General features: G+C 68.1%; 25 protein-coding genes. 14 read left to right on the top strand and 11 right to left on the bottom strand.

The window, feature by feature from the left end; translation table 11 throughout:
* Positions 1-70 precede the first annotated feature (70 nt).
* The gene (locus ACFOY2_RS53560) at positions 71-1,279 is read left to right on the top strand and encodes a cytochrome P450 (RefSeq protein WP_379535916.1); all 1,209 of its coding nucleotides are present in this window, start codon (positions 71-73) and stop codon (positions 1,277-1,279) included.
* Between the two features lie 6 nt (positions 1,280-1,285).
* On the opposite strand, the gene ACFOY2_RS53555 is transcribed toward ACFOY2_RS53560, so the two are convergent.
* Positions 1,286-2,167, bottom strand: coding sequence for a sigma-70 family RNA polymerase sigma factor (locus ACFOY2_RS53555; RefSeq protein ID WP_379535915.1), 882 nt, complete (start codon positions 2,165-2,167; stop codon positions 1,286-1,288).
* Between the two features lie 74 nt (positions 2,168-2,241).
* Between ACFOY2_RS53555 and ACFOY2_RS53550 the strand changes: the two genes are divergently transcribed.
* Both ACFOY2_RS53550 and ACFOY2_RS53545 read left to right on the top strand, forming a co-directional pair.
* On the top strand, positions 2,242-2,673 hold the full coding sequence (locus ACFOY2_RS53550) for a DoxX family protein (RefSeq protein WP_379535914.1): 432 nt from the start codon (positions 2,242-2,244) through the stop codon (positions 2,671-2,673).
* Positions 2,674-2,804: 131 nt separating this feature from the next.
* Complete coding sequence (locus ACFOY2_RS53545) at positions 2,805-4,034, top strand: glycosyltransferase (protein ID WP_379535913.1); 1,230 nt, start codon at positions 2,805-2,807, stop codon at positions 4,032-4,034.
* 179 nt (positions 4,035-4,213) lie between these two features.
* Here ACFOY2_RS53545 and ACFOY2_RS53540 read toward each other — a convergent pair whose 3' ends face one another.
* Both ACFOY2_RS53540 and ACFOY2_RS53535 read right to left on the bottom strand, forming a co-directional pair.
* The gene (locus ACFOY2_RS53540) at positions 4,214-5,272 is read right to left on the bottom strand and encodes a CU044_5270 family protein (protein ID WP_379535912.1); all 1,059 of its coding nucleotides are present in this window, start codon (positions 5,270-5,272) and stop codon (positions 4,214-4,216) included.
* Positions 5,272-5,856: an RNA polymerase sigma factor gene (locus ACFOY2_RS53535; RefSeq protein ID WP_379535911.1), complete on the bottom strand. Its 585-nt coding sequence runs from the start codon at positions 5,854-5,856 to the stop codon at positions 5,272-5,274. The genes ACFOY2_RS53540 and ACFOY2_RS53535 overlap by 1 nt, the downstream gene beginning before the upstream one ends.
* Positions 5,857-6,041: 185 nt before the next feature.
* Between ACFOY2_RS53535 and ACFOY2_RS53530 the strand changes: the two genes are divergently transcribed.
* The gene (locus ACFOY2_RS53530; RefSeq protein WP_379535910.1) at positions 6,042-6,170 is read left to right on the top strand and encodes a Tn3 family transposase; all 129 of its coding nucleotides are present in this window, start codon (positions 6,042-6,044) and stop codon (positions 6,168-6,170) included.
* A 201-nt stretch (positions 6,171-6,371) separates the two neighbouring features.
* Here ACFOY2_RS53530 and ACFOY2_RS53525 read toward each other — a convergent pair whose 3' ends face one another.
* On the bottom strand, positions 6,372-7,805 hold the full coding sequence (locus ACFOY2_RS53525; RefSeq protein ID WP_379535909.1) for an MFS transporter: 1,434 nt from the start codon (positions 7,803-7,805) through the stop codon (positions 6,372-6,374).
* A 79-nt stretch (positions 7,806-7,884) separates the two neighbouring features.
* On the opposite strand from ACFOY2_RS53525, the gene ACFOY2_RS53520 reads away from it, so the two are divergent.
* On the top strand, positions 7,885-8,454 hold the full coding sequence (locus ACFOY2_RS53520) for a TetR/AcrR family transcriptional regulator (RefSeq protein WP_379535908.1): 570 nt from the start codon (positions 7,885-7,887) through the stop codon (positions 8,452-8,454).
* On the opposite strand, the gene ACFOY2_RS53515 is transcribed toward ACFOY2_RS53520, so the two are convergent.
* The gene (locus tag ACFOY2_RS53515; RefSeq protein WP_379535907.1) at positions 8,418-8,669 is read right to left on the bottom strand and encodes a hypothetical protein; all 252 of its coding nucleotides are present in this window, start codon (positions 8,667-8,669) and stop codon (positions 8,418-8,420) included. The two genes, ACFOY2_RS53520 and ACFOY2_RS53515, sit on opposite strands and share 37 nt — an antisense overlap.
* Before the next feature lie 301 nt (positions 8,670-8,970).
* Between ACFOY2_RS53515 and ACFOY2_RS53510 the strand changes: the two genes are divergently transcribed.
* Entirely contained in the window at positions 8,971-9,156 is a 186-nt protein-coding gene (locus tag ACFOY2_RS53510) for a tyrosine-type recombinase/integrase (RefSeq protein ID WP_379535906.1), read from the top strand.
* A 631-nt stretch (positions 9,157-9,787) separates the two neighbouring features.
* On the opposite strand, the gene ACFOY2_RS53505 is transcribed toward ACFOY2_RS53510, so the two are convergent.
* The 3 genes from ACFOY2_RS53505 to ACFOY2_RS53495 all read right to left on the bottom strand — a co-directional run bounded on the left by ACFOY2_RS53505 (position 9,788) and on the right by ACFOY2_RS53495 (position 12,018).
* Positions 9,788-10,093: a hypothetical protein gene (locus ACFOY2_RS53505; RefSeq protein WP_379535905.1), complete on the bottom strand. Its 306-nt coding sequence runs from the start codon at positions 10,091-10,093 to the stop codon at positions 9,788-9,790.
* A 100-nt stretch (positions 10,094-10,193) separates the two neighbouring features.
* Positions 10,194-11,009, bottom strand: coding sequence for an SAM-dependent methyltransferase (locus ACFOY2_RS53500; protein WP_379535904.1), 816 nt, complete (start codon positions 11,007-11,009; stop codon positions 10,194-10,196).
* Between the two features lie 163 nt (positions 11,010-11,172).
* Entirely contained in the window at positions 11,173-12,018 is an 846-nt protein-coding gene (locus ACFOY2_RS53495; RefSeq protein WP_379535903.1) for an NAD(P)H-binding protein, read from the bottom strand.
* Between the two features lie 106 nt (positions 12,019-12,124).
* On the opposite strand from ACFOY2_RS53495, the gene ACFOY2_RS53490 reads away from it, so the two are divergent.
* Complete coding sequence (locus ACFOY2_RS53490; protein ID WP_379535902.1) at positions 12,125-12,526, top strand: winged helix-turn-helix transcriptional regulator; 402 nt, start codon at positions 12,125-12,127, stop codon at positions 12,524-12,526.
* 4 nt (positions 12,527-12,530) lie between these two features.
* On the opposite strand, the gene ACFOY2_RS53485 is transcribed toward ACFOY2_RS53490, so the two are convergent.
* On the bottom strand, positions 12,531-13,724 hold the full coding sequence (locus tag ACFOY2_RS53485; protein WP_379535901.1) for an NAD(P)/FAD-dependent oxidoreductase: 1,194 nt from the start codon (positions 13,722-13,724) through the stop codon (positions 12,531-12,533).
* Positions 13,725-14,003: 279 nt separating this feature from the next.
* Here ACFOY2_RS53485 and ACFOY2_RS53480 point away from each other — a divergent pair, with 279 nt between their 5' ends.
* Both ACFOY2_RS53480 and ACFOY2_RS53475 read left to right on the top strand, forming a co-directional pair.
* Entirely contained in the window at positions 14,004-14,816 is an 813-nt protein-coding gene (locus ACFOY2_RS53480) for a sigma factor-like helix-turn-helix DNA-binding protein (RefSeq protein ID WP_379535900.1), read from the top strand.
* A gap of 125 nt (positions 14,817-14,941) precedes the next feature.
* On the top strand, positions 14,942-15,262 hold the full coding sequence (locus tag ACFOY2_RS53475) for a hypothetical protein (protein ID WP_379535899.1): 321 nt from the start codon (positions 14,942-14,944) through the stop codon (positions 15,260-15,262).
* A gap of 138 nt (positions 15,263-15,400) precedes the next feature.
* Here ACFOY2_RS53475 and ACFOY2_RS53470 read toward each other — a convergent pair whose 3' ends face one another.
* Positions 15,401-15,988, bottom strand: coding sequence for a TetR family transcriptional regulator (locus ACFOY2_RS53470; protein WP_379535898.1), 588 nt, complete (start codon positions 15,986-15,988; stop codon positions 15,401-15,403).
* 97 nt (positions 15,989-16,085) lie between these two features.
* Between ACFOY2_RS53470 and ACFOY2_RS53465 the strand changes: the two genes are divergently transcribed.
* Positions 16,086-17,129, top strand: a complete 1,044-nt coding sequence (locus ACFOY2_RS53465; RefSeq protein ID WP_379535897.1) for an NAD(P)-dependent alcohol dehydrogenase — start codon at positions 16,086-16,088, stop codon at positions 17,127-17,129.
* A gap of 142 nt (positions 17,130-17,271) precedes the next feature.
* Positions 17,272-17,913 carry an HAD family hydrolase gene (locus ACFOY2_RS53460; RefSeq protein WP_379535896.1) on the top strand — a complete coding sequence of 214 codons (642 nt, stop codon included), beginning with the start codon at positions 17,272-17,274 and terminating at the stop codon, positions 17,911-17,913.
* Between the two features lie 256 nt (positions 17,914-18,169).
* On the opposite strand, the gene ACFOY2_RS53455 is transcribed toward ACFOY2_RS53460, so the two are convergent.
* A complete protein-coding gene (locus ACFOY2_RS53455; RefSeq protein ID WP_379535895.1) occupies positions 18,170-18,838 on the bottom strand; it encodes a class I SAM-dependent methyltransferase in 669 nt (222 codons plus the stop codon).
* Positions 18,839-19,682: 844 nt separating this feature from the next.
* Here ACFOY2_RS53455 and ACFOY2_RS53450 point away from each other — a divergent pair.
* From ACFOY2_RS53450 to ACFOY2_RS53440, 3 genes are all read left to right on the top strand, one after another.
* The gene (locus ACFOY2_RS53450; RefSeq protein ID WP_379535894.1) at positions 19,683-20,012 is read left to right on the top strand and encodes a PadR family transcriptional regulator; all 330 of its coding nucleotides are present in this window, start codon (positions 19,683-19,685) and stop codon (positions 20,010-20,012) included.
* A gap of 2 nt (positions 20,013-20,014) precedes the next feature.
* The gene (locus ACFOY2_RS53445; RefSeq protein ID WP_379535893.1) at positions 20,015-20,428 is read left to right on the top strand and encodes a DUF1048 domain-containing protein; all 414 of its coding nucleotides are present in this window, start codon (positions 20,015-20,017) and stop codon (positions 20,426-20,428) included.
* Positions 20,428-20,713, top strand: a 286-nt coding sequence (locus ACFOY2_RS53440) for an ATP-binding cassette domain-containing protein (RefSeq protein WP_379535892.1), incomplete at its 3' end; no start/stop codon positions are given. The genes ACFOY2_RS53445 and ACFOY2_RS53440, both read left to right, overlap by 1 nt.

The following is a 20,713-nucleotide window of genomic DNA, read 5'->3' as shown; positions in this document are numbered from 1 at the left end:
GTGCGTATAGTACGGAGGCGTACCATGGGGGATGTGAGCACCATCTCCGGATGAAGGGGGCCGCCGTCCCATGAACGCATCCCAGTCCCTCGCCGTGACCCTGCCCACCCAGCGCGACTGCCCGTTCGATCCGCCCTCGCAGTATCAGAGCCTGCGGCAACAGCAGCCGATCGCCCCGCTCGCCTTCCCCGACGGCACCGTGGGCTGGCTGCTGACCCGGCACGAGGACGTCCGCGCGGTGCTGGCCGACGACCGGTTCAGCTCCGACCGGGCAAAGGCTTCCTCTCCGATACGCCGCATCACGTTCCGCCCCGAGGACAGCCCCGGGCTGCTGCTGAACATGGACCCTCCGCAGCACACCCACTACCGGCGCATGCTCACCCGCCACTTCACCGTGCGCCGGATGCGCGCCCTGGCCCCGAGGATCGAGCAGATCGTCACCGAGCACCTCGACGCGATGTGCGCGGCCGGCCCTCCCGTCGATCTCGTGCCGGCCTTCGCCCGGCCGATCCCCTCGCTGGTCATCTGCGAACTTCTCGGCGTGCCGTACGCCGACCGTGATAGCTTCCAGCAGCTCACCGCCACTCTCCTCAAGCTCGACACCCCCGAACAGGAGTCGCGGCAAGCCCGTCAGGCGCTACGCCAGTACATGCGCGACCTGGTCGCCGCCAAACGCCGGCATCCTGACGACGCCCTGCTCACCGCCCTGGTCCAGGCGGCGCAAGACCCGCAGACGGCGCTGACCGACGAGGAACTGGCCGGCCTCGGCGTGCTGCTGCTGGTCGCCGGACACGAGACGACCGCCAACATGCTGGCCCTGGGCACCTACGTCCTGCTGCGCCATCCCGACCAGGCGCATGCCCTGCGCGAGCACCCCGAGGACGTCGAACGCGCTGTCGAGGAACTCCTGCGCTACCTGACCATCCTGCAATTCGGCCCCGTCAGGGTCGCCCGCCAGGACGTCGAGATCGGCGGCCGGCGCATCCGCGCAGGACAGACCGTCGTGCTGGCCCTGGCCGCCGCCAACCGCGACCCCGAGCACTTCGCCCACCCCGACGAGCTCGACCTGACCCGCGAGCCGTCCCAGCACGTCTCGTTCGGACACGGCGTCCACCAGTGCCTGGGTCAGCAACTGGCCCGTGTCGAGATGCACATCGCCTTCCCCGCCCTGCTGCGGCGCTTCCCCTCGCTCCGCCTGGCCGTACCGCCGGAACAGGTCCCGATGCGCGACGACATGCTCATCTACGGCGTCCACGCCCTTCCTCTCACCTGGGACTGATGGCGATCAAGGGCCGAGCGCCGCCAGGTCGACGTGCCGTAGGCGTTCGGGATCGGCGATCATCTCGATGACGGCGATCTTGTCGTGTTTGAAGGTCAGGCCGAGTGCGCCGATGAGGTGTCCTTCCGGGACGATCGCGAGACCCACGGCTCCGTTCACCAGCGCTGGCCGTACGAAACGGGCGCCCCGCGAGAAGGTGAGCGCGTGGGCGCCCACGGCCCGCGAACCTCGCATCAGCGCCGCGCCGCCAGAAAGGAGTTCGGCGTTGCCGTCCCGGAGGAGGACATCGGGATCGAGTATGGCCAGGAGCCCGTCGAAGTCACCCTCTCGCAACGCGGCGAGGAAGACCTGGACGACCTGTCGTTGACGGTTGATGTCGACCTGCGTGGACGGGGTCGCGCTCAGAACCCGTCTGCGGGCGCGGCTGGTGAGCTGACGGGTGGCGGCCGGGGAGCGTTCAAGGATGGCGGCGATCTCGTCGAAGGGCACGGCGAAGATGTCGTGCAGAACGAGGGCGAGCCGCTCGGCGGGGGCGAGGTTGTCGATCACGACCATCAGCGCGGGACCGACCGAGTCGGCCAGCAGGACTTCGGCTTCGGGATCGCTGACGTCGTGGCCTCCGGCGGGGGGCTCGGCCTCGGTGTCACCGAAGGGCTCCTCACGACGAGTCCGGCGGGTGCGCAACATCTTGAGGCACTCCCGGGATACGACGGTGGTCAGCCATCCGGCGAGGTTGCCCACCTCGGCGGTGTCGGCGCCGCTGAGACGCAGCCATGAGTTCTGCACCGCGTCGTCCGCTTCCGCGTGCGAGCCCAGCATCCGATAGGCGACCGCCCGCAGATGGGGCCGCTGCTCCTCGAAGCGCGCCGCCAGCCCAGCCTCGTCCATCTGTCACATCCTTCCGCCCGGGGGGTTCATGGCGATGAACCGGTACCCCGTTCGGATGTGACAAGGAGCATCTCATGGTTTCGGACACGGCCAAGCGCTACGGACCTGTACGTGCGCGAGCGGCGGTCTATTGGCTGGCCACCGCGGCGGTGGCGAGCGAGCTGGCAGTCGGCGGCATCTGGGACATCGCACGGCTTCCCTACGTCCGCGACCTGGTGACACATCTGGGCTACCCGTCCTACTTCCTGGTGCTGCTGGGAACCTGGAAGGTGCTGGGTGCGATCGCCCTGCTCGCCCCCGGGCGCGCGCTGGTCAAGGAATGGGCCTACGCGGGCGCCTTCTTCACCTACACCGGGGCCGTCGTCTCCCACCTGATCACCGGGTACGCGCTCGGCGAGGTGTGGTTGCTGACCATCCTGACCGCCCTGACCGCGCTGTCCTGGGCGCTGAGGCCCGCCGGCCGCCGCACGCCCTCAGAAGGCCCTCCGCTCGGGGCGAAGCAATAAAAAAGAGCAAGGGGGATATCCCTCCTTGCCACTACCAAGATATAGCGCATGGGGGGCCTTGCCACAAGACCCCGGTCATACCGCACAATCACCCTTCGACACCGGAACGTACGGAAAGCGGGGGCTGTGGAATGCGTGTTGTGCTGGTGACCTACGGGTCGCGCGGGGACGTCGAGCCGATGACGGGGCTGGCCCCGCGGCTACAGGCTCTCGGCGCCGAGGTGCGGCTGTGCGCGCCACCGGACTTCGCGGAGCTGCTGGACAGTGCCGGCGTGGCACTGACTCCCGTCGGCTGGCCGATTCGCGCACTGGCGACGGGGGCGGTCCCCGGCAAGGAGCAGGCGGGCCTGTCCGACATCGCCGCCGAGCTGACCGCCATGGCCTACGAGGCGGTCGCCGGGGTGGCCGAGGGCTGCGCCGCGGTGGTGGCCACCGGCTCGTTCCCGGCCGTGGCCGGTGCGCGGGCGGCCGCCGAGAAGCTGGGCGTGCCCTATGTGTTCGCGTCCTTCTCCCCGTGCTACCTGCCGTCCCCGCATCACCCGCCTCTCCCCCGGCCGGGCCAGGTGATCCCCGCCGGGGTGACCGGCAACCGGGGGCTGTGGGACCTCCACGCCGAACACATGAACGCGCAGCTCGGCGAGACGATCAACACCCACAGGACCTCGATCGGCCTGCCGCCGGTGGACGGCATCCGCGACCATGTCTTCACCGACCACCCGTTCCTGGCGGCCGACCCGGTCCTGGGCCCGTGGCAGGAGACGTCCGAGCTCGACGTGGCACAGACCGGCGCATGGATCCGGCCGGACGGGCGCCCGCTCCCGGCCGACCTGGAGGCGTTCCTGGCCGCCGGAGCAGAGCCGGTGTACGTGGGCTTCGGCAGCATGCGGATTCGGGGCGCGAACGCGCAGGAGGTCTCCCGGGCCGTCATCGAAGCGGTCCGGACGCAGGGTCGCCGCGTCCTGCTCGGGAGCGGCTGGGCCGACCTGGCCCTGATCGACGACCGGGACGACTGCTTCGTCGTCGGCGAGGTCAACCAGCAGGCGCTGTTCCGCCGGGTGGCCGCGGTCGTGCACCACGGCGGCGCGGGCACCACGACGACGGCGGCCCGTGCCGGAGCGCCGCAGGTGATCGTGCCCCAGGTCGCGGACCAGCCGTACTGGGCGGGCCGGGTAACCGAGCTGGGCATCGGCACAGGACACGACGGTCCGACACCGGCCGCCGATTCCCTGTCGTCCGCACTCAGGATCGCCCTGGCCCCCGAGACCGGCGCCCGCGCGGCCGCCGTGGCCGAGACGGTCCGCACCGACGGGGCGGAGCAGGCCGCGAAGCTTCTGCTCGACATGATCGGCCGGAGCGGCTGATCCCCCGGAGGCTACGCGGGCGGGCACCCCGCCTGTCCGCGGGACGACGATCAGATGGCCTTCCGGTAGATGCGAAGTGGCCGCGACGGCCTTGGCGATGAACATGAATGTTCTCCTTCATGTGAATGTGGGCATACGAAACAGAACTTCCAGCCGAAAGGCCGGATAGGGGGAAAGTCTCAGCAGGGGATCTTCATGCGGGACGCCTTCGGCGACACCTCGGGCAGGCCAGGGGCGAGATCGGCGGCGAGCACGGCGGTGCCGGTCACCGTGCCCTTCTTCTGGGTGTACTCGCCGCCGGAGGGCAATTCCACCTGGCTGTCCCTGATGTTCACCGTGCGCTCGCCCAGGTAGCGGTAGGTCGTCCGATCGAAGATCAGCTCGGATCGAGTGCCGTTGCCCTCGTCCATGGCGACGGCCAGCCCGGGGCGACCGGCGACGTCCACCGCGTCGCCGATGAGCACGATGCCGTCCAGCCCGGCGGCCACCTCGTACAGCGCGGCGCCCAGACTGGGCCGCACCACGGACTCGCGGACCAGGCTCTGGAGGGTACGCCAGATGCGCAACGGCTCCTCGCCCGTGTCGGCCACGATCTTCGCGCGCACCTGGACGGGGTCCGTCGGCCAGGCGCCCAGCCGCGTGTGCACGGGCTTACCGGGGCACCGCGACGACTCGTGGACGATGTCCACGATGCCGCGGTCCCAGTACTTGCGGGGCGCCGGTCCCGTGGCTGACAGGCTCTGCTCGCGGCTCAGCCAGGGCTTGCCCACGTCGCCGGCCTCCCAGCGCTCCTCGCTGGCCAGCACCTTGGTGTACTGCGTCGCGCCCGACTCGTCCTTGGTGTACAGGCTGCGCTGGGCCAGCACCTTGGTGTAGACGTACTGGCCGCGCGACGGCACCGTGTCACGCTGGCCGGCGGCGGCCCGCGCGGCCAGGGTGAGCAGCGCCTTGGCGTCGGCCGGAGGGGCAGCGATCAGGTAGCCGGGGGTATGCGGATCGGAGCCACCCAGGCTCACCTGGGTGACGATGATGCCGCCGGTGAGCATCACCGCCATGGCGCCGACCAGGGCGACGCGCCGGATCGGCAGCGCGGCGGCCCACCCTCGGCGCGGACGGGCCGGCCTGGACGCTTGTGCCTCGTGAGCCAGCCGGAGAAAACGGGCACGCCCCGTCGCGGCCGCCTGCGGCGTGGGCTCCGGCTCCGCGAACGCGGCCTCGATCAGCTTCAGCTCGTCCATCACCACTCCCCCATCGGGTTGACGTCACCCAGGGCGCTGCGCAACTTCTTCCTCGCCCTGTTGATCCGGGACCCGACGGTCCCCACGGGTATGTCCAGCGCGGTAGCGATCTCCTCGTAGCCCAGTTCGCCGAACACGAGCAGGAACACCACGTCGCGATCGCCCTTCGCGAGCCCTTTCAGCCCCCGTACGAGCTCCGGCCTGCTGGCCTGCGCCGCCAGTCGCGTGGTCACCCGGTCCTCGTGCCCGTCGGCGGATGCCTCTGCCGGGACCTTGCTCAGCGCGTTCAGCCGACGGCCTTCTCTGCGACGGTGCCGCGCCACGACATTCGTGGCGATGCCGTATAACCACGACCGCACGGTGCCTCTTTCGGAGTCGAAGCCGCCTCTGCTGTTGAACGCGATCAGGAAGGCGTCCGCGACCAGGTCTTCGACCTGCTCGCTGCCGAGCCGGGCGGCCAGATAGCGGTAGACCTCCTTGAAGTACCGGTCGTACAGGAGGGCGAAAAGGTCAGGATTGTCCATCGACCGCTCGACCACGATGACGTCTTCCATCACGTCATTGGCGTCAGGTGGTGCAGTCATGGCTTCCTTTCGAAGGGAACTATCGCTCAGTGTTCGCCGCTCAGCCGTTTTTCTTCACGCCTGTCTCAGCCGACTCTCCTCCCACACATGGTGAGACTGCGGCACGGGTGTCACCGGAATACGGCGGAAACAGGCCGCGCTCTTGATCGCCGGTCGTTGAACTCCTGACTTCACGCTGGTCAGTGATGGTTTCGGGGGGCTTCGACCTGCTGCCCCGTATCCGCAACTGGCACGCCCTGATCTTCTACCGGCCCATCCCGGGCACCCGGTACCAGCACATCGATTCGCTGTTCGGCGATGAGGTGATCGATTGACCTCTCATCGAGGCCCACTGGACGGACCTACTCCGTACCGCGATCTCGATCCGGGAGAACCGGCTGCAGCCAACCCCACCACCCGACTCGATCTCGAGTCCCAAGTCCTCTTCGCCCCCATAACCGGCGGCTCGCTCGCCGCTGCGGGTGTTCTTCGGCACGAAGGGCTGCCGATGACCCAGCAGGCCTACGTTGAGCGGCTCAAGACGTGGGCCGACTGGGAGGAGCTGTCAGCGGCGGCTCACTGACTGCTTGGCCTCCTGACTGTTCGGCCCGGACGCCCCTCGGCGTCCGGGCCGCGGTCAGCCACAGGCCGGTGAATACGGCGCAGGCCAGCGTCACGGCACCCGCCGCGAGGAAGGTGCTGTTGAGGCCGGATTCGAAGGAGGCGCCGCCGGACTCCCGGGTGTGGACGATCGCCCCGAGCACCGCCACGCCGAGCACCGCGCCGATCTGCCGGGTGGCGCTGCTGACGCCCGAGGCGAGGCCGCTCTCCTGCGGGCTGACCGCCTGGATGGCGGCCCCGGTCAGCGGCGACATGGTGAGAGCGAACCCGATGCCGACGACCGCCAGCCGCCACCACACGTTCCCGTAGCCGGTATCGGCGTGGACGAAGCCCAGCGCCATCAGGCCCAGCCCGGCCAGCGCCAGGCCGATGCTGACGACAATGCGGAAGCCGTACCTGGCCGCGAACCGGCCCGCGTACGGGCTGACGATCACCATGGCCAGCGAGACGGGCAGGGTCCGCAGCCCGGCGACCAGGATCGAAGTGCCCTGGACGTAGACGAAGAACTGGGAGAAGAAGAACGACGACCCCATCAGCGCGAACCCGACCACGACCATCGCCGTGTTGGACACCGTGAACAGCCGCTGACGGAACAGCCGCAACGGCAGCATCGGCGTCGACACACGACCCTCGACCACGACGAACGCGGCCAGGAGCACCAGTCCGGCGGCGAAGCTGCCCAGGATCACCGGCGAGGTCCAGCCTCGGGAACCGCCCTCGATCAGGCCGTAGGTCACAGCGCCCACGCCCGCGATGGACAGGACCGTGCCGGGGACGTCGATCGGCGGTGCGCTCGGGTTGCGGGACTCCTCCAGCACGCGCTGCCCGGCCAGCAGCAGGGCCGCCCCGATGGGCACGTTGACCAGGAAGATGGCGGGCCAGCCGAAGGCCTCCACCAGGATCCCGCCCGCCAGCGGTCCGGCGGCCAGGCCGATGCCGCTGAACCCGGCCCACAACCCGATCGCTCTGACGCGCTCCCTCGGGGCGGGATACGCGGCGGCGAGCAGCGCCAGCGAGGCGGGGCTCAGCGCCGCGGCCCCGACGCCCTGCAGCACCCGCCCGGCGATCAGCCAGCCGATCGAGGGCGCGAGCGAACACACCACCGACGCGGCCGTGAACACCACCACCCCGGCCAGGAACACCCGCCTGCGGCCGAACCGGTCGGCGAAGACGCCGCCCGACAGCAGCAGCATGGCCACAAGGAGCACGTAGGCGTCGACGATCCACTGCAGGCCGGTCAGCCCGGTGTGGAGCCGCTGCTGCATGTCGGGCAGGGCGGCGCCGACGATCGTGTTGTCGAGCAGCACCATGAACTGACCTGCGCAGGTCAGGGTGAGCAACGCTTTCACGCACATCCCTCCTAAAAGCAGTTAGTGACTGCGTTTAGAGAGACTCTAACGCAAGTCTCGACTGCGTTAAGGTGGAGGTATGGATGAGCAGGGGCGGGCCAGGCGGCCCGGCGGGCGCAGCGCCCGGGTCCGCGCGGCAGTGCATCAGGCCGTTACCGACCTGGTCAGCGAGCGCGGATACGGAAACTTCACCGTCGGCGAAATCGCGTCCCGCGCGGGCGTGGCCGACACCAGCCTCTACCGCCGGTGGGGCAACCTCCAAGCCCTGCTCAGCGATGTGCTGCTGACCCGGCTCAACGCGCAGGCGCCGATGCCTGACACCGGCAACTTGGCCGGCGACCTGCGCACCTACGCCGCCAACGTGGCCCGCGAGGTCACCGGACCCGACGGCCTGGCGGTGGTGCGGCTGGCCATCGCGCTGTCAGGAGAGGGTCAGCAGGGCCTTCAGGCGCGCGACGAGCTCCTGGCCGACCGCACCAGGCAGTTGCGGGCCATGCTCGACCGCGCCCGCGACCGCGGCGAGGACCCGCCCGACGCACTGGAGGTGCTGGACCATCTCCTGGCGCCGATCTACATGCGCGTCCTGTTCGACGCGGGCCCGCTCACCCCTGACTACCTCGACGGGTTGGTCGACCGGTTGCTCGCCTGATCCAGTCCGGCGCGGGCGGGTGACTGCTCTGCGCGGTCGCCCACCTCGACCGCCACCTCGAGGGCCGCGCCATACAGCTGCTCGGCCTGGTCGAACTCGCCGAGCGCCAGCGCGACGGCGGCCAGGCCGGCGAGCGCCTTGGCCTCACCGCGGCGGTAACCGAAGCGGCGGTACGGCTCCAGCGCCTCGCCGTGGGGCGCCCACGCCCACCTCAACTGCCTGGGCCGCTACGCCATCGCCTCCTCCGGCCCTACCCAAGGCATGCGCACGCTCAGGCAGATCCCCGGCCTTCCCGAATCCGAGGGCGCCGAGACGGGGAACGGGACCTGACCGCAAGGTCCGAATCCCGCGACGTGTTCAGACCCCCACTCAATCCACGGAGCCTGCCAGTGTCGCCAGCCGGCTGGTGAGGAGGCCTTCGCGATGGCCTCCGCCTCGGTGGGCGTGAGGGGGGTGTGGCCACTGACGAGGCGGAAGATGATGGAGCCGAACAGAACGTCTTGGGCATGGTTGTTCTTGGTTCATCCACGGCAGATCGACAAGCTGCGCCACGCCCACGCCACCGAACTCATCAACGCCGGCGTTTCCATCGAGGCCGTCCGCCGCCGTCTCAGCCACGCCTCCATCGAAACCAGCCAGATGTACGCGCTGCTGGACGACAAGGTCGCCGACGCCGAGATCCGCGCCGCCCAACGACGCTGAACCGCCGGGCGATGAACCGACGGATCACCCATACCCACGACCAAGATCATCTTCAGGGGTAACCGCTGTCCGCAGGTTCCCCAGCCCCTTAGGCGCCGACGGTGACTCGGTCACTGAGGCCGCCCGCACGCTCAAGATCGGTCGCTCCACTGCGTACGAAGCGCCGGCTCAACGCTGAACTGCGGTTATGCCGTCCCGCGGCCCGTTTCCACCGTATTCCGGCACCCGCGGCAGGGCGGAGTAGTTCGGCTTCCCACGGTTCACTGGCGTCGGCTGCCCGCGTCCGGTCAGCCCGGGAGGGGTCCCGCCCCGCCCGAATACGCTCCGACCATGCACTGCCGGACCGGGTGCCCTGGTTCTGCCGCTGCGCGGGACATCCAGAGCTGGGCCCGCCTCGCCCGCAACGGGGGCGCGGGCGGGGCCGAGCAGGTCGTCCCGGCTGGTCATCAGAACGGGACGCGGGATCTGCGACGGTCAGCTCCGGCTGTTCCTGGGGCAGGCCGTGCCCGGCGCCCGCGACGATCTCCGCCCGCTTCAGCACAGCGGCGGGGCGCAACGTCCTGCTGCGCCCCGCCGATCAGGTCAGCTTTCGTTCTGCGCTCAGTGTCGCCGCGACGTTACGCTTGGCGCGTCACAGCTCGCAGGTCTTGCCGTTGTCCACGGCCCAGATCGTCCAGTACACGGTCAAATTGAGCTGGGTTCTCGAGTTGGCCGGCACACACAGGGTGCGGGTCGTCGATTCCCCGTTGATCGTTTCAGAGATCAAGATCTCGCGGGGCTCGTTCTTGCAGTTGAAGTAGAAGGGGACGTAGTTGACGTCCTGGTAACCGCAGGGCTGGGCCGCCGAGGCGTTGGCAACGGTCGCGGCTAAGCCGGACAGCCCCGCGCTCATGGCCGCAGTCAGAGCGAGCACTGTCAGTCGTGTCCGCACTTTCATGAGACACCTCACCTTGTGGTTGGTTTTGTCCTCCTCCCGCTTTCTAACAGCGCGATCGAACAAGATCAACTGAATCAGGGTCAAGTTGTTTGAGCACTCGTCAGGGAACCCGGCCGATGCCGCAGAGGATGTCAACTCCACCCGGGCCGGCAAGCGAGGGATCAAGAGCGGTTTCGGTGCGCCAGTCGGTCGTCGACACCAGGCCCGGCTCCATCATCTCCAGGCCCTCGAAGAAGCCGGCGATCTGCTCGCGAGTGCGGGGGGCCACGTTACCCGCGCTGGTCCTGCGGTAGACCTCGCGGCCCTCGCCGACCACGTCACTGTCGAGTTCGCCCACGGTCACGTGGGAGATGATCAAGTGGCTTCCGGAGGGCAGAGCTTCGCGAATGGTGCGGACGATGCTCTGAGCTTGGTCGTCATCGGGGATGAAGTGCAACACCGCCACCAGGAACACCGCCAGGGGCTGCTCGAAGTCGAGGTGTCGCATGATCTCCGGGTGGCTGAGGACGGATTTGGGCTCGCGCATGTCGCCCTCCACCACGACGGTGTCCGCGTTCTCCGCCAGCAGAGCGCGGGCGTGCACCAGAACGATCGGATCATTGTCGACGTAGACCACCCGGGAACTGGGAGAGAAACGCCGTGCCACCTGGTGGACGTTCTCCTGGGTCGGCAGGCCGGTGCCTATGTCGAGGAACTGGCCGATCCCGCTCTCGGCCACCGCGCGTACGGCACGGCCCAAGAACGCCCTGTTGGCCTGCGCGACCTCCTTCGCGTTGGGCGAGAGTTGCATGATCTGCGCCGCGGCCTGGCGGTCGGCGGCGAAGTTGTCCTTGCCGCCCAGCAAATAGTCATACATCCGAGCCACGCTCGGCACGGTCGGGTCGATCCCCGCGGGAGCCCGCTCCTGCTCGGTCATTCCTGCTCCTTGCTCTTGCGGTCATGCTCGGTAAAGATCCTAAAGGACCCGCATGACCAGAACAGGGTCGAACTTAGCGAGATGTTGCCGATTGTCCGATGGAGGGCTGAGGAGCGAGCTCGCTGCCTCCGGCCGCCCCGTGACCGGGGCGCCGAAGGCGTGTTCAACGGAAGGCTTCGACGTTGCGGCGGGCCCACTCGGCGAAGGGGCGGGGCGTGCGGCCCAGGACGCGCTCGACGTCCGGGCTGAGCCGCAGCTCGGCAGCGCTGGGCGTGCCCAGGACGGCCAGCGTGGTCTCCACGACCGGCTCCGGCATGAACGCGGACATCCGCGCGTGCGCTTCGGCCCGGGTCAGCTCCACGAACCGCACGGGCTCGCCGAGGGCCGCGCCGATCGCCTCGGCCTGCTGCCGGGGCGTGATGGCAGCCGGCCCGTTCAACTCGTAGGCATGACCCGCGTGTTCGTCCTTGCGCAGAGCCACGGCCGCGACCGCCGCGATGTCCGCCGGATCGATCACCGGGATCCCGACGTCACCGAACGGCGCGGCGACGGTCCGCTCGGCGCGTACCGACTCCGCCCAGGCGTAGGCGTTGGACGCGAAGCCGCCGGGCCGCAGGATCGTCCAGGCCAGGCCCGACTCGCGCACCGCTTCCTCGATCGCCCGCATGACGCCTCCGTGCGAGGGCGACTCCTGCCTGGTCACCACGCCTTGCGAGGAGAGCAGCACCACGCGCCGGACCCCGGCGGCCCTGGTCACGTCCAGGATGGCTCTCGGGTCGAGTCCGTGGCCGCCCGCGCCGCCGTCGTGCAGGAACAAAGCCTCGGCGCCGTCGAGGGCGGGTCGCAAGGTCTCCGGCGCGGCAAGGTCGGCCCGCACGTGTCTGGTTCCGCTCGGCAGGTCCACCGGGGCTATCCCCCGCGACACCGCCGTCACCTGCTCCCCGGCCTCCGCCATGGCCTGCACCAGCGACCGACCGACGTTCCCTGTCGCACCCGTTACCACGATCATGATTGACTCCCGTGTCTTTCCTGTGGTTCTCGTGATGACGGCGACGCTAACAGCCTCGGTATAGTAGGTACCTACAGGAAAGTAACTACCTCAGAGGGATAAACCCATGGCAACCGAGACGAGGAGGCCGGCGGCCGACGCCATGAGCGACCCCGAACTGGCCTGCCCGATCTCCCCGGTCGTGGACATCGTGTTCAGCCGGTGGACCACGCCCATCCTCTGGTCGCTCCACACCTTCGGCCGTCAGCGGTTCGTCGAGCTGGAGCGGCGCATCAAGGGAATCACCCCCAAGGTGCTCACCCAGCGCCTGCGTCAACTGGAGCGCGACGGCCTGGTCGTGCGCACCTACCATCCTGAGGTGCCGCCGCGCGTCGAATACGAGATCAGCGAGCTCGGCCGCAGCCTCGCCCCCCTCTTCGCCCACCTCGCCGAATGGGCCACCACCAACCTCGAGCACGTCGAGCAGGCCCGGCGACACTACGACGACACGGGGGCGCCCCGCAGCTAGGCGGTCACGGCGACGTGACCGCCGGCGGGGCGGAGGCCGGCTGCTCAGGACGTGGACCGCCCTTGAGCCAGAGCAGGGAACCCGGCTTGCGAGCCTCGCGGCGGATCTTCGACACCCCGAGCTTGCACGTCAGCTCCTTGTACGCCGCGCTGATGCGTCCGCCGACGTAGACGTTCACCGCGGTGTCGTCCTTGCGGGCGAGTTGTCGCATGGCAGCGCGCCGGCCGAGGCTGACACACGCCCCCGAGAAGGCCACGCTGATCACCACCGGTTCGGTTCCCGCGATGCGGCTCAGCACGGTGTTCGCGGCCTGCGCCCCCAACGGCCCGGCGGCGTAGCAGCTCATCCGCAGCGGCCGGCCCGACGGTGCGGCGGCGTCTCCGGCCGCGACGATGCGGTCGTCGTCGACGCTGGTCAGCGTCTCGTCGGTGAGCAGCCGGCCGAGCTCGTCGGTACGCAGCCCGCTCGCGGACGCCAACTCCGGCACACCGAAACCTGCCGCCCAGATGGTCAGTGCGCTCGCACGTACCGCACCGTCGGCAAGGACGACCGCGTCCGGCCGGACCTCGGTCACCACATTGGCCTCGAGCACGGCGACACCGTGCCGGGACAGCCACTTGGCGACGTATCGGCGACCCGGCGCGCTCACGGACGGCGCCAGGATTCCGCCACACACCAGCGTGACCCTGCGTCCTTGTTCGGCCAGTTCGGCGGCCGTCTCGATGCCGGTCAAGCCGGCGCCGACCACGGTCACCGGAGCATCGGAAGGCAATTCGTCCAGCCTGGCGCGCAGCCGCCGCGCGGACTCGAACTCAGCGATGGAGACAGCGAACTCGGCCGCGCCGGGCACCGACGACGGCACCGGGCCGGTGCTGCCGACCGCGTAGATGACATAGTCGTAGTCCAGCGCGCGGCCCGACGCCATCCGCACCGTGCGGGTGGCGGTGTCGATGCGCGTGGCATTGTCGACGACTAACTGGATGCCTTCACCGAGCAGCGTGCCGTAGTCCACCGTGGCCTCGCCGGTGCCGGCCACGAACTGGTGCAGCCGGACTCGTTCGACGAACTCCGGGCGGGGATTGACCAAAGTGATGTCGACGTCGTCGCGCATCCGCAGATGGTTGGCCGCGAGCGTGCCGGCGTAACCGCCGCCGATGACGACGACCTTGTGGGATGTGTGGCGTTCGGGCATGGGCATGGCGAAATTTCCCTTCTCGATGTCAGCAGGGGGGTTTGGCCTCACCAGTTCGACAACACAGCACCCCGGAATGTGAGGCGGACGTGCCGACCTCACACTTCACCGCGCTGTCTTGTCGAACAGGTAAGTGATATGCGACCAGGGGAGCCGACGACGCCATGACCATCCAGTCCGAGCCAGAAGGCGGCCGGCTCGATCCGACCCTGACCGCGATCACGAGCGAGCGGCGTCAGCTGATCAATCTGGCGTATCGGCTCCCTGGCCGACGCCGAAGATGTCGTGCAGGAGACCCACGTCCGCTGGTACGGCATGTCCCGGCAGCAGCAGGACGCCATCGCATCCCCCGGCGCCTGGTTGACCAAGGTCGCCGGCCGCCTCTGCCTCAACCTGCTCTCCTCGGCACGCGCCCGGCGAGAGACCTACGTGGGCGAATGGATCCCCGAGCCGCTGCCCGAACCCACGGAGTGGGTCAGCAGCCGGCCGGCCGACCTGGCGGACCGCGTCACGCTCGACGAGTCGGTCAACATGGCCTTCCTCGTCGTGCTCGAATCGATGACCCCGCCCGAGCGGGTCGCGTTCATCCTGCACGACGTCTTCCGCTACCCCTTCGCCGAAGTGGCCGACATCGTCGGCCGCACCCCGGCCGCCTGCCGCCAACTGGCCTCATCGGCCCGCCGCCGCATCCGCGCCGCGCAGGCTCCCGCGACGCCGGCATCCCGGCAGGCCCGGATCGTCAGAGGCTTCAAGCAGGCGTGGGAAGCCAAGGACATTGAGGCCCTCATCGACCTGCTGGCCCCCGACGCCACGGTGACCAGCGACGGCGGCGGCCTGGTCAGCACCTCGCTGCGCCCGGTCGAAGGCGCTGAGCGGATCGTGCGCTCGTTGGTCCAGCTCGAGGGCACGATCCGCAACCTGACGATCCTGGAGTGTACGGTCAACGGCCGGCCCGGCCTGATCGCTCAGCAGGACGGCGTCACCGTGTCGGTGTACGCGTTCGAGGTCACGGGCGACCGGATCAAGCACATCTGGGCGGTACGCAACCCCGACAAGCTCCGGCCGTGGACGGCGAGCGTGGCGGCTCGAATGAACTGACCGGCATGAGACGACCTCGATCATGCTCGGGCACTCGCCGATGACGGCGCGGTCCCCCTGGTAGGGCCCGCGCCCTGGATGATGGACGGACTTTTGACGTTGACTCCACCCCACCGGCACTTCCAGTGGAACGCCGCTACCGGCTCCGCCACGACCGCACCGTCGTCGACACTGACGCGCTCGCAGCCCTGTCGCCCGACGACCACCGGCGCGTCTTCGCTACTTCGATGGCCGTCCTGGTCGCCGAGTTCAACGCCTACCTCGACCGCGAGAACGCCGACCCGATAGCGGACCTCGTCGGCTACCGGCGGCACGCCATCTGGCTCACCCGTGGCGAGCTGGAGCAGATGATCAGCGAGTTGCGTCGCGTGATCCTTCCCCTGTTGGCCAACCAGCCGACGCCGGATCGCACGCAGTGTCGGACAGCCACACGCCGACTCGAATGATGGTGATCCACGCACCTGATGACCGTCTGTCATCAGGCACGAGACCAAGGCTGCTTGTGCGAAAGCCTGGTCATTGATCGCGCCCGGCTGACCTGCAAGACTCCCCCATGAAGCTGGTCCGCGTCCGCTCCGGGAGTCTCAATCGGCCGCGACAGCGTGCCGGACACATTCGCGGAGCAGGGCGCGGCGCTGTTCGTGGACGTCGGAGGGCTCCTCGGCAGTCGCCGCATAGACGTTGCTGACCGGTGACCAGGCCATGGACATGGCGATGACCATGGCCATCACGTCGAACGGGTCTCCCTGGCGCACTCGCCCGGCGGCTTGGGCCTCGGCGATGGCGCGCAGCTTGTGATCGTCGAGCCGGTCGCGGTTCTCCACGAGGTGGCCGCTCGGCCGGCGTTCCAAGCGCGCCCAGGTGGCCAACCGAATGAGGTCGGGACGGCGGAGGTACTCGTCGTAGAGGCGTACGGCCCAGTCTGCGAGGTCGGCGGCCTCGATCGGGACGACATTCACGATCCGCTCCAGCGAGCCGAAGAAGATCGCGTCGAAGAGTTTGTCCTTGTTGCCGAAGTAGGCGTAGAGCTGGGCCTTGTTGGTGCTCGCAGCGGACACGATCCGCTCGATACGCGCCCCGGCGATGCCGTACTGAGCGAATTCCCGGGTCGCCGCATCAAGAATGCGCTGGTAGGTCGCGGCTCCGCGCGAGGTCGGGGGCTGGTCCGCCATGCCGACGACACTATCAAACAGAACAGTTGGTTTGCCTAGCAGGGGCGCCGTGCCTACAATCCAATAAACCGAACAGTCTGTTTTAAGGAGAATCGTCGTGCGAACCACGACCGGATGGCAGGCGGAAGGCGCGACGGCGATTCTGCGGCGCGCACTGTTGCAGCGTCGCGACCTGCGTCCCGACGATCTCGCCGTCCAGATCGACTACTGCGGCGTCTGCCACAGTGACATGCACGCGCTTCGCGACCACGACGGCAAAGCCGGGCATCCCTTGGTGCCGGGGCACGAGTTCACCGGCGTGGTAACCGAGACCGGGCCCGAGGTCACCCGCTTCTCCGCCGGAGACCGGGTCGCTGTCGGCAACATCATCGATTCATGCGGGCAGTGCGCCATGTGCCGGGCCGGCCAGGAGAACTTCTGTCATGCCTTCCCCACCCTGACCTACGGCGGCAGCGACCGGCAGGACGGATCGACCACCCTGGGCGGGTACTCCCGCGAGTACGTCGTCCGCGACCAGTTCGTCTACCCGCTGCCCGACGGACTGGACCCGGCCGGCGCCGCCCCGCTGCTCTGCGCCGGCATCACCGTCTGGGAACCCCTGCACACTCTGGGGGTGGGCCCCGGCAGCCGTGTCGCCGTGGCAGGCATGGGCGGCCTGGGGCATCTCGCGGTCAAGATGGCCGTGGCTCTCGGCGCCACGACATCGGTCATCAGCCGCTCACCTGACAAGGCCGACGACGCGCGCCGCTTCGGCGCTCACGGGTTCATCGTGTCCACGGATCCGGAACAGATGGCCAAGGCCCGAGACGGGTTCGACGTCGTCATCGACACCATCTCCACCCCGCACGACCTCGGCCCGTATCTGCGACTGGTCGCCATGGACGGCACCCTCAGCCACCTTGGACATCTCGGATCGGTCACCGTGGAAACCATGGACCTGCTCGTGGGGCGCAAGAAGCTCAGCTCCGCAGGCAGCGGCGGCCGTCCTGCGACCGCCGCCATGCTGGAATTCTGCGCCGACAAGGGCATCACCGCCGAGATCGAACTGCTCCCCTCCGCGCGGGTGAACGAGGCCCTCGACCGCCTCCGCCGCAACGACGTCCGCTACCGTTTCGTGCTCGACATGTCCGACCTCGATTAAGGACGGCCACGCCTCGGCGCGCGCTCTACGGGTGCCACCGGATTACGGAATAAGCGGGCCGGCGTTGTTTTTTCGGCACGAGCTACCGGGACCCCGTATCGTTGGGCAAATCCGCAGCCCCCTATCGGAAAAAATCAAGACAGTGAAAAAGTACATACTCTTCGATCATGATGGCGTCCTGGTGGATACCGAATTCTGGTATTACAAAGCTGGAGAACGCGCCCTGGCGGACATTGGTTTGACTTTGGACAAGGATCAGTACCTCCGGGACATGAACCAGGGATTGGGCACTTGGGCCCAGGCCAGGGCGGCAGGCATTGATGAGCAGACCATCAGCAGGCAGCGTGAGGTCCGCAACGATTATTATCAGGAATATCTTAGAACAGAAGCCATTGAGATTGAAGGCGTCGTTGAAGCTCTTGCCGAACTGTCAAAATACGTCCGCATGGCCATCGTGACGACTGCAAAACGTGCGGATTTTGAAATTATCCATGAAAAGCGCCAAATCAGACAGTTCATGGATTTCGTCCTTGTTCGCGAAGACTACAAGCTCAGCAAGCCGCACCCAGAACCGTACCTGGCCGGCCTGAAGCGCCTCGGGGCCACCAAAGAAGAGACGCTGGTTGTAGAGGATTCATCCAGAGGGCTAAACTCGGCCGTGGCGGCCGGTATTGACTGTGTCGTTGTCTATAACGACTTTACAAAAGCACATGACTTTTCACAGGCCAGCCATCGAATCGAAACTCTGGATGAATTGAAGGATATCATCCTTAATGTAACCTGAATGAGCATTTACCAGTGTGTCATAGAGGGGAGAAGCCCTCCAGGCCGAGCACCGCTGAGGCGGCGAAGGTCTCACCGTTCAGCCGCCGGAGCCCCGGCCGCACTCACCGCGACCGATCAGTCTCAAACGCCACCCGGACTACGAGCGGCGCTCAGAGCCATCACCCGGCACGTTGACCGCTACGCCGCCCAAGCTCGACTTGCTCGGGCGGCGTGAAACCTGCCACAAACCTACAGAAACCCGCTACGGGAGATTGCTAGGCGTCGCGGCGCAGCGTGAACCAGAAGGTCGGCACCGAGTTGGTGCCCGGTGTGACGTCGAGTAGTTCCCAGCCGGCGAACCTGGCGCGGAGCTCGTCGGCTGTGACGCCCGCCGCCCACGACGTGACCTCGGGCATCGGATTGCCGAGCGGCTCGGGGCCGTACCCGAACATCAGCAGCCGTGCTCCGGGAGCGGCGCGGTGGGTGAGCCCGGCGGCGTAGGCGTCGCGGCGATGCAGCGGGACCCCGCAGTAGCAGCTCAGGTCGAAGAACAGGTCGAAGGGGCCCGGCGCGTCCAGTTCGTCGAGGCGGGTGGCGTCTCCGTGCAGCAGCCGTACCGCCGCTCCCGCCGCCTCGGCCTTCTCCCTGGCCTGGTCGACGGCGCGGTCGATCAGGTCGACGGCCGTCACCTCCCAGCCGTGCCGTGCGAGGTAGATGGCGTTGGTCCCCGTGCCGCAGCCGAGTTCGAGGGCGCGGCCGGGCGGCAGCGCGCTGTGCCCCTCGACCAGGGCGACCAGCTCGGACGGTGTCACGCCGGTGTCCCACGGCGGCTTGCCGGCGCGGTAATAGCCCTCCAGTGCGCGGTGGACGGACTCCTCCTCCTGGTCTCGCTGCGTTGCGGTCAGGTCCGGTTCCGGATGCTGGGTGGTGCTGGGCTGGTTCATCGTCTCCTCCAATAGAGTTGAACTCTAGTGACAGTCTCTAGAGATATACTCGCATCATGGATCGAGTCAAGCGGCCGGACAAGCGATCCGAGCGCTCACGCCGAGGCCCTGGCCGGCAAGCCCGACGCCCGTCCCGGCCTCTCCGTCGAGATGGCGGCGGACCTGTTGTTCGGCCTGCTCAGCCCGGAGCTCTACCTGATCTTCGTCCGCGACCGCGACTGGTCACCTGAAACGTGGGAAGAGTGGGCCCGCACCGCCTTGACCTCCCAACTCTGCGCCGACCCCGGCCAAGCGGACGGAGGTCACGATGGTTCTCCAGCCCGCAATGCTGGTGGCTAACCACCTGGCCGGCCTCCTGCGGGCCTGGCCGACGCCCATACTGGGCCCAACGCCGACCAGATCACCCCGGCCACCCAAGCCCCGGGGCCGGTAGGCCGACCACGACAACAAAACTCCGACCCTGTCCCGACTACGCCCTATCCAGGGTCTTCTTTGGCTGGCGGGGCACAGTGTCGCCCTTCAGAGGCCCGTACACCGTTGAGCGCGCCGAACCACCAGCCGTAAGCGGGAACGGCTGACCAACGCTTTCGATCGCGTCACGAGCCGTGACGACGGGCCCCGCGATCCACGTGCAGGGGTCTGAAGAAGTCAGCTGCGCACCGCCACGTCCCAGGCCGTCGGAGATCAGGTCTGCCGCGGTGTGGTGTCAGCACGGCAACGGCCCGAGGTCGGCGATGGTGGACGCCATGAACAGCCCCAGCTACTCGGTGTTGCTAAATACCGGTAGTCAGTGTTACTTTGTACCGGTAGTCAGCGTCACCGAGTACCGAGAAGGACGTGTTCCATGGGCAAGCAGGTGACGGAGATGCTCAAGGGGACGCTGGAAGGCATCGTCCTGGCGATTCTGTCCGCCCGGCCCGCCTACGGCTACGAGATCACGGCGTGGCTGCGGGATCAGGGCTTCTCCGATATCGCAGAAGGCACCATTTACGCGCTGCTGGTCCGGATCGAGCAGCGCGGCCTGGTCGACGTGGAGAAGGTCCCGTCCGAGAAGGGGCCGCCACGCAAGGTGTACTCCCTCAACGCTCAGGGACGGGAGTACCTCGAAGAGTTCTGGAAGACCTGGAGCTTCCTTGCCGAGAGGCTCGAACAGCTCCGCGAGAGAGGTAAGTAGACATGGCCACAGGGTCGAATGAGCCGAAGAGCCGCTACCTGCGGTACCTGGAGCTGATCACAGGCTCGCTTGAGGACAAGCGGCGCTACTGGCAGTACAAGGCGCGCATCAAGCAGCTTCCCGAGAACTATCGCACGGCAGTCGAAGCGCTGGAACGGTACCTGATGCACTTCGGGCCGGCGGACGGCGCCGGCGCGATGACGATGTACGAAGACCTGGCCGAGCTGTTCGAACAGAGCGCGGCTGACGGAACCCCCATCCGCGACCTCTTCGGCGAAGACCCCGTGGAGTTCGTCGAGACGTTCATGGCCAACTACCCCCTCGGCCAGTACAGGACCCGCGAGCGTAACCGCTTCACCAGCGCCGTCGCGCGCGCCGCCGGCGAAGACACCGGACGACAAGACAGGACGGACTGATGACGACACAGCAAGCCCAGGCGATCCAGGTGCAAGCCCTGGAGAAGTCCTACAAGGATCTGCACGTGCTGCGCGGCGTGGACTTCGCCGTGGCGCAGGGCAGCATCTTCGCCCTGCTCGGCTCGAACGGCGCGGGCAAGACCACGGCGGTGAAGATCCTGTCCACGCTGCTCAAGGCCGACGCGGGCACGGCCCGCGTGAACGGCTTCGACGTCGCCACGCAGGCGGCGGACGTGCGGGAGTCCATCAGCCTCACCGGGCAGTTCGCCGCCGTCGACGAGATCC

Source organism: Nonomuraea purpurea, assembly GCF_042650645.1.
GTDB classification, from domain to species: domain Bacteria; phylum Actinomycetota; class Actinomycetes; order Streptosporangiales; family Streptosporangiaceae; genus Nonomuraea; species Nonomuraea purpurea.
The sequence above is the reverse complement of the archived record's forward strand: the minus strand, read 5'-3'. Positions and strand labels throughout refer to the sequence as shown.

What these genes read in the sequence shown, in the direction of transcription:
- ACFOY2_RS53540 (WP_379535912.1), bottom strand. Translation starts at nt 5,272, where the DNA reads ATGGACGAGCTGAAGCTGATCGAGGCCGCGTTCGCGGAGCCGGAGCCC.
- ACFOY2_RS53490 (WP_379535902.1), top strand. Translation starts at nt 12,125, where the DNA reads ATGGCAACCGAGACGAGGAGGCCGGCGGCCGACGCCATGAGCGACCCC.
- ACFOY2_RS53500 (WP_379535904.1), bottom strand. Translation starts at nt 11,009, where the DNA reads ATGACCGAGCAGGAGCGGGCTCCCGCGGGGATCGACCCGACCGTGCCG.
- ACFOY2_RS53485 (WP_379535901.1), bottom strand. Translation starts at nt 13,724, where the DNA reads ATGCCCATGCCCGAACGCCACACATCCCACAAGGTCGTCGTCATCGGC.
- ACFOY2_RS53560 (WP_379535916.1), top strand. Translation starts at nt 71, where the DNA reads ATGAACGCATCCCAGTCCCTCGCCGTGACCCTGCCCACCCAGCGCGAC.
- ACFOY2_RS53555 (WP_379535915.1), bottom strand. Translation starts at nt 2,167, where the DNA reads ATGGACGAGGCTGGGCTGGCGGCGCGCTTCGAGGAGCAGCGGCCCCAT.
- ACFOY2_RS53505 (WP_379535905.1), bottom strand. Translation starts at nt 10,093, where the DNA reads ATGAAAGTGCGGACACGACTGACAGTGCTCGCTCTGACTGCGGCCATG.
- ACFOY2_RS53455 (WP_379535895.1), bottom strand. Translation starts at nt 18,838, where the DNA reads ATGAACCAGCCCAGCACCACCCAGCATCCGGAACCGGACCTGACCGCA.
- ACFOY2_RS53470 (WP_379535898.1), bottom strand. Translation starts at nt 15,988, where the DNA reads ATGGCGGACCAGCCCCCGACCTCGCGCGGAGCCGCGACCTACCAGCGC.
- ACFOY2_RS53550 (WP_379535914.1), top strand. Translation starts at nt 2,242, where the DNA reads ATGGTTTCGGACACGGCCAAGCGCTACGGACCTGTACGTGCGCGAGCG.
- ACFOY2_RS53495 (WP_379535903.1), bottom strand. Translation starts at nt 12,018, where the DNA reads ATGATCGTGGTAACGGGTGCGACAGGGAACGTCGGTCGGTCGCTGGTG.
- ACFOY2_RS53445 (WP_379535893.1), top strand. Translation starts at nt 20,015, where the DNA reads ATGGCCACAGGGTCGAATGAGCCGAAGAGCCGCTACCTGCGGTACCTG.
- ACFOY2_RS53545 (WP_379535913.1), top strand. Translation starts at nt 2,805, where the DNA reads ATGCGTGTTGTGCTGGTGACCTACGGGTCGCGCGGGGACGTCGAGCCG.
- ACFOY2_RS53450 (WP_379535894.1), top strand. Translation starts at nt 19,683, where the DNA reads ATGGGCAAGCAGGTGACGGAGATGCTCAAGGGGACGCTGGAAGGCATC.
- ACFOY2_RS53520 (WP_379535908.1), top strand. Translation starts at nt 7,885, where the DNA reads ATGGATGAGCAGGGGCGGGCCAGGCGGCCCGGCGGGCGCAGCGCCCGG.
- ACFOY2_RS53535 (WP_379535911.1), bottom strand. Translation starts at nt 5,856, where the DNA reads ATGACTGCACCACCTGACGCCAATGACGTGATGGAAGACGTCATCGTG.
- ACFOY2_RS53530 (WP_379535910.1), top strand. Translation starts at nt 6,042, where the DNA reads ATGGTTTCGGGGGGCTTCGACCTGCTGCCCCGTATCCGCAACTGGCAC.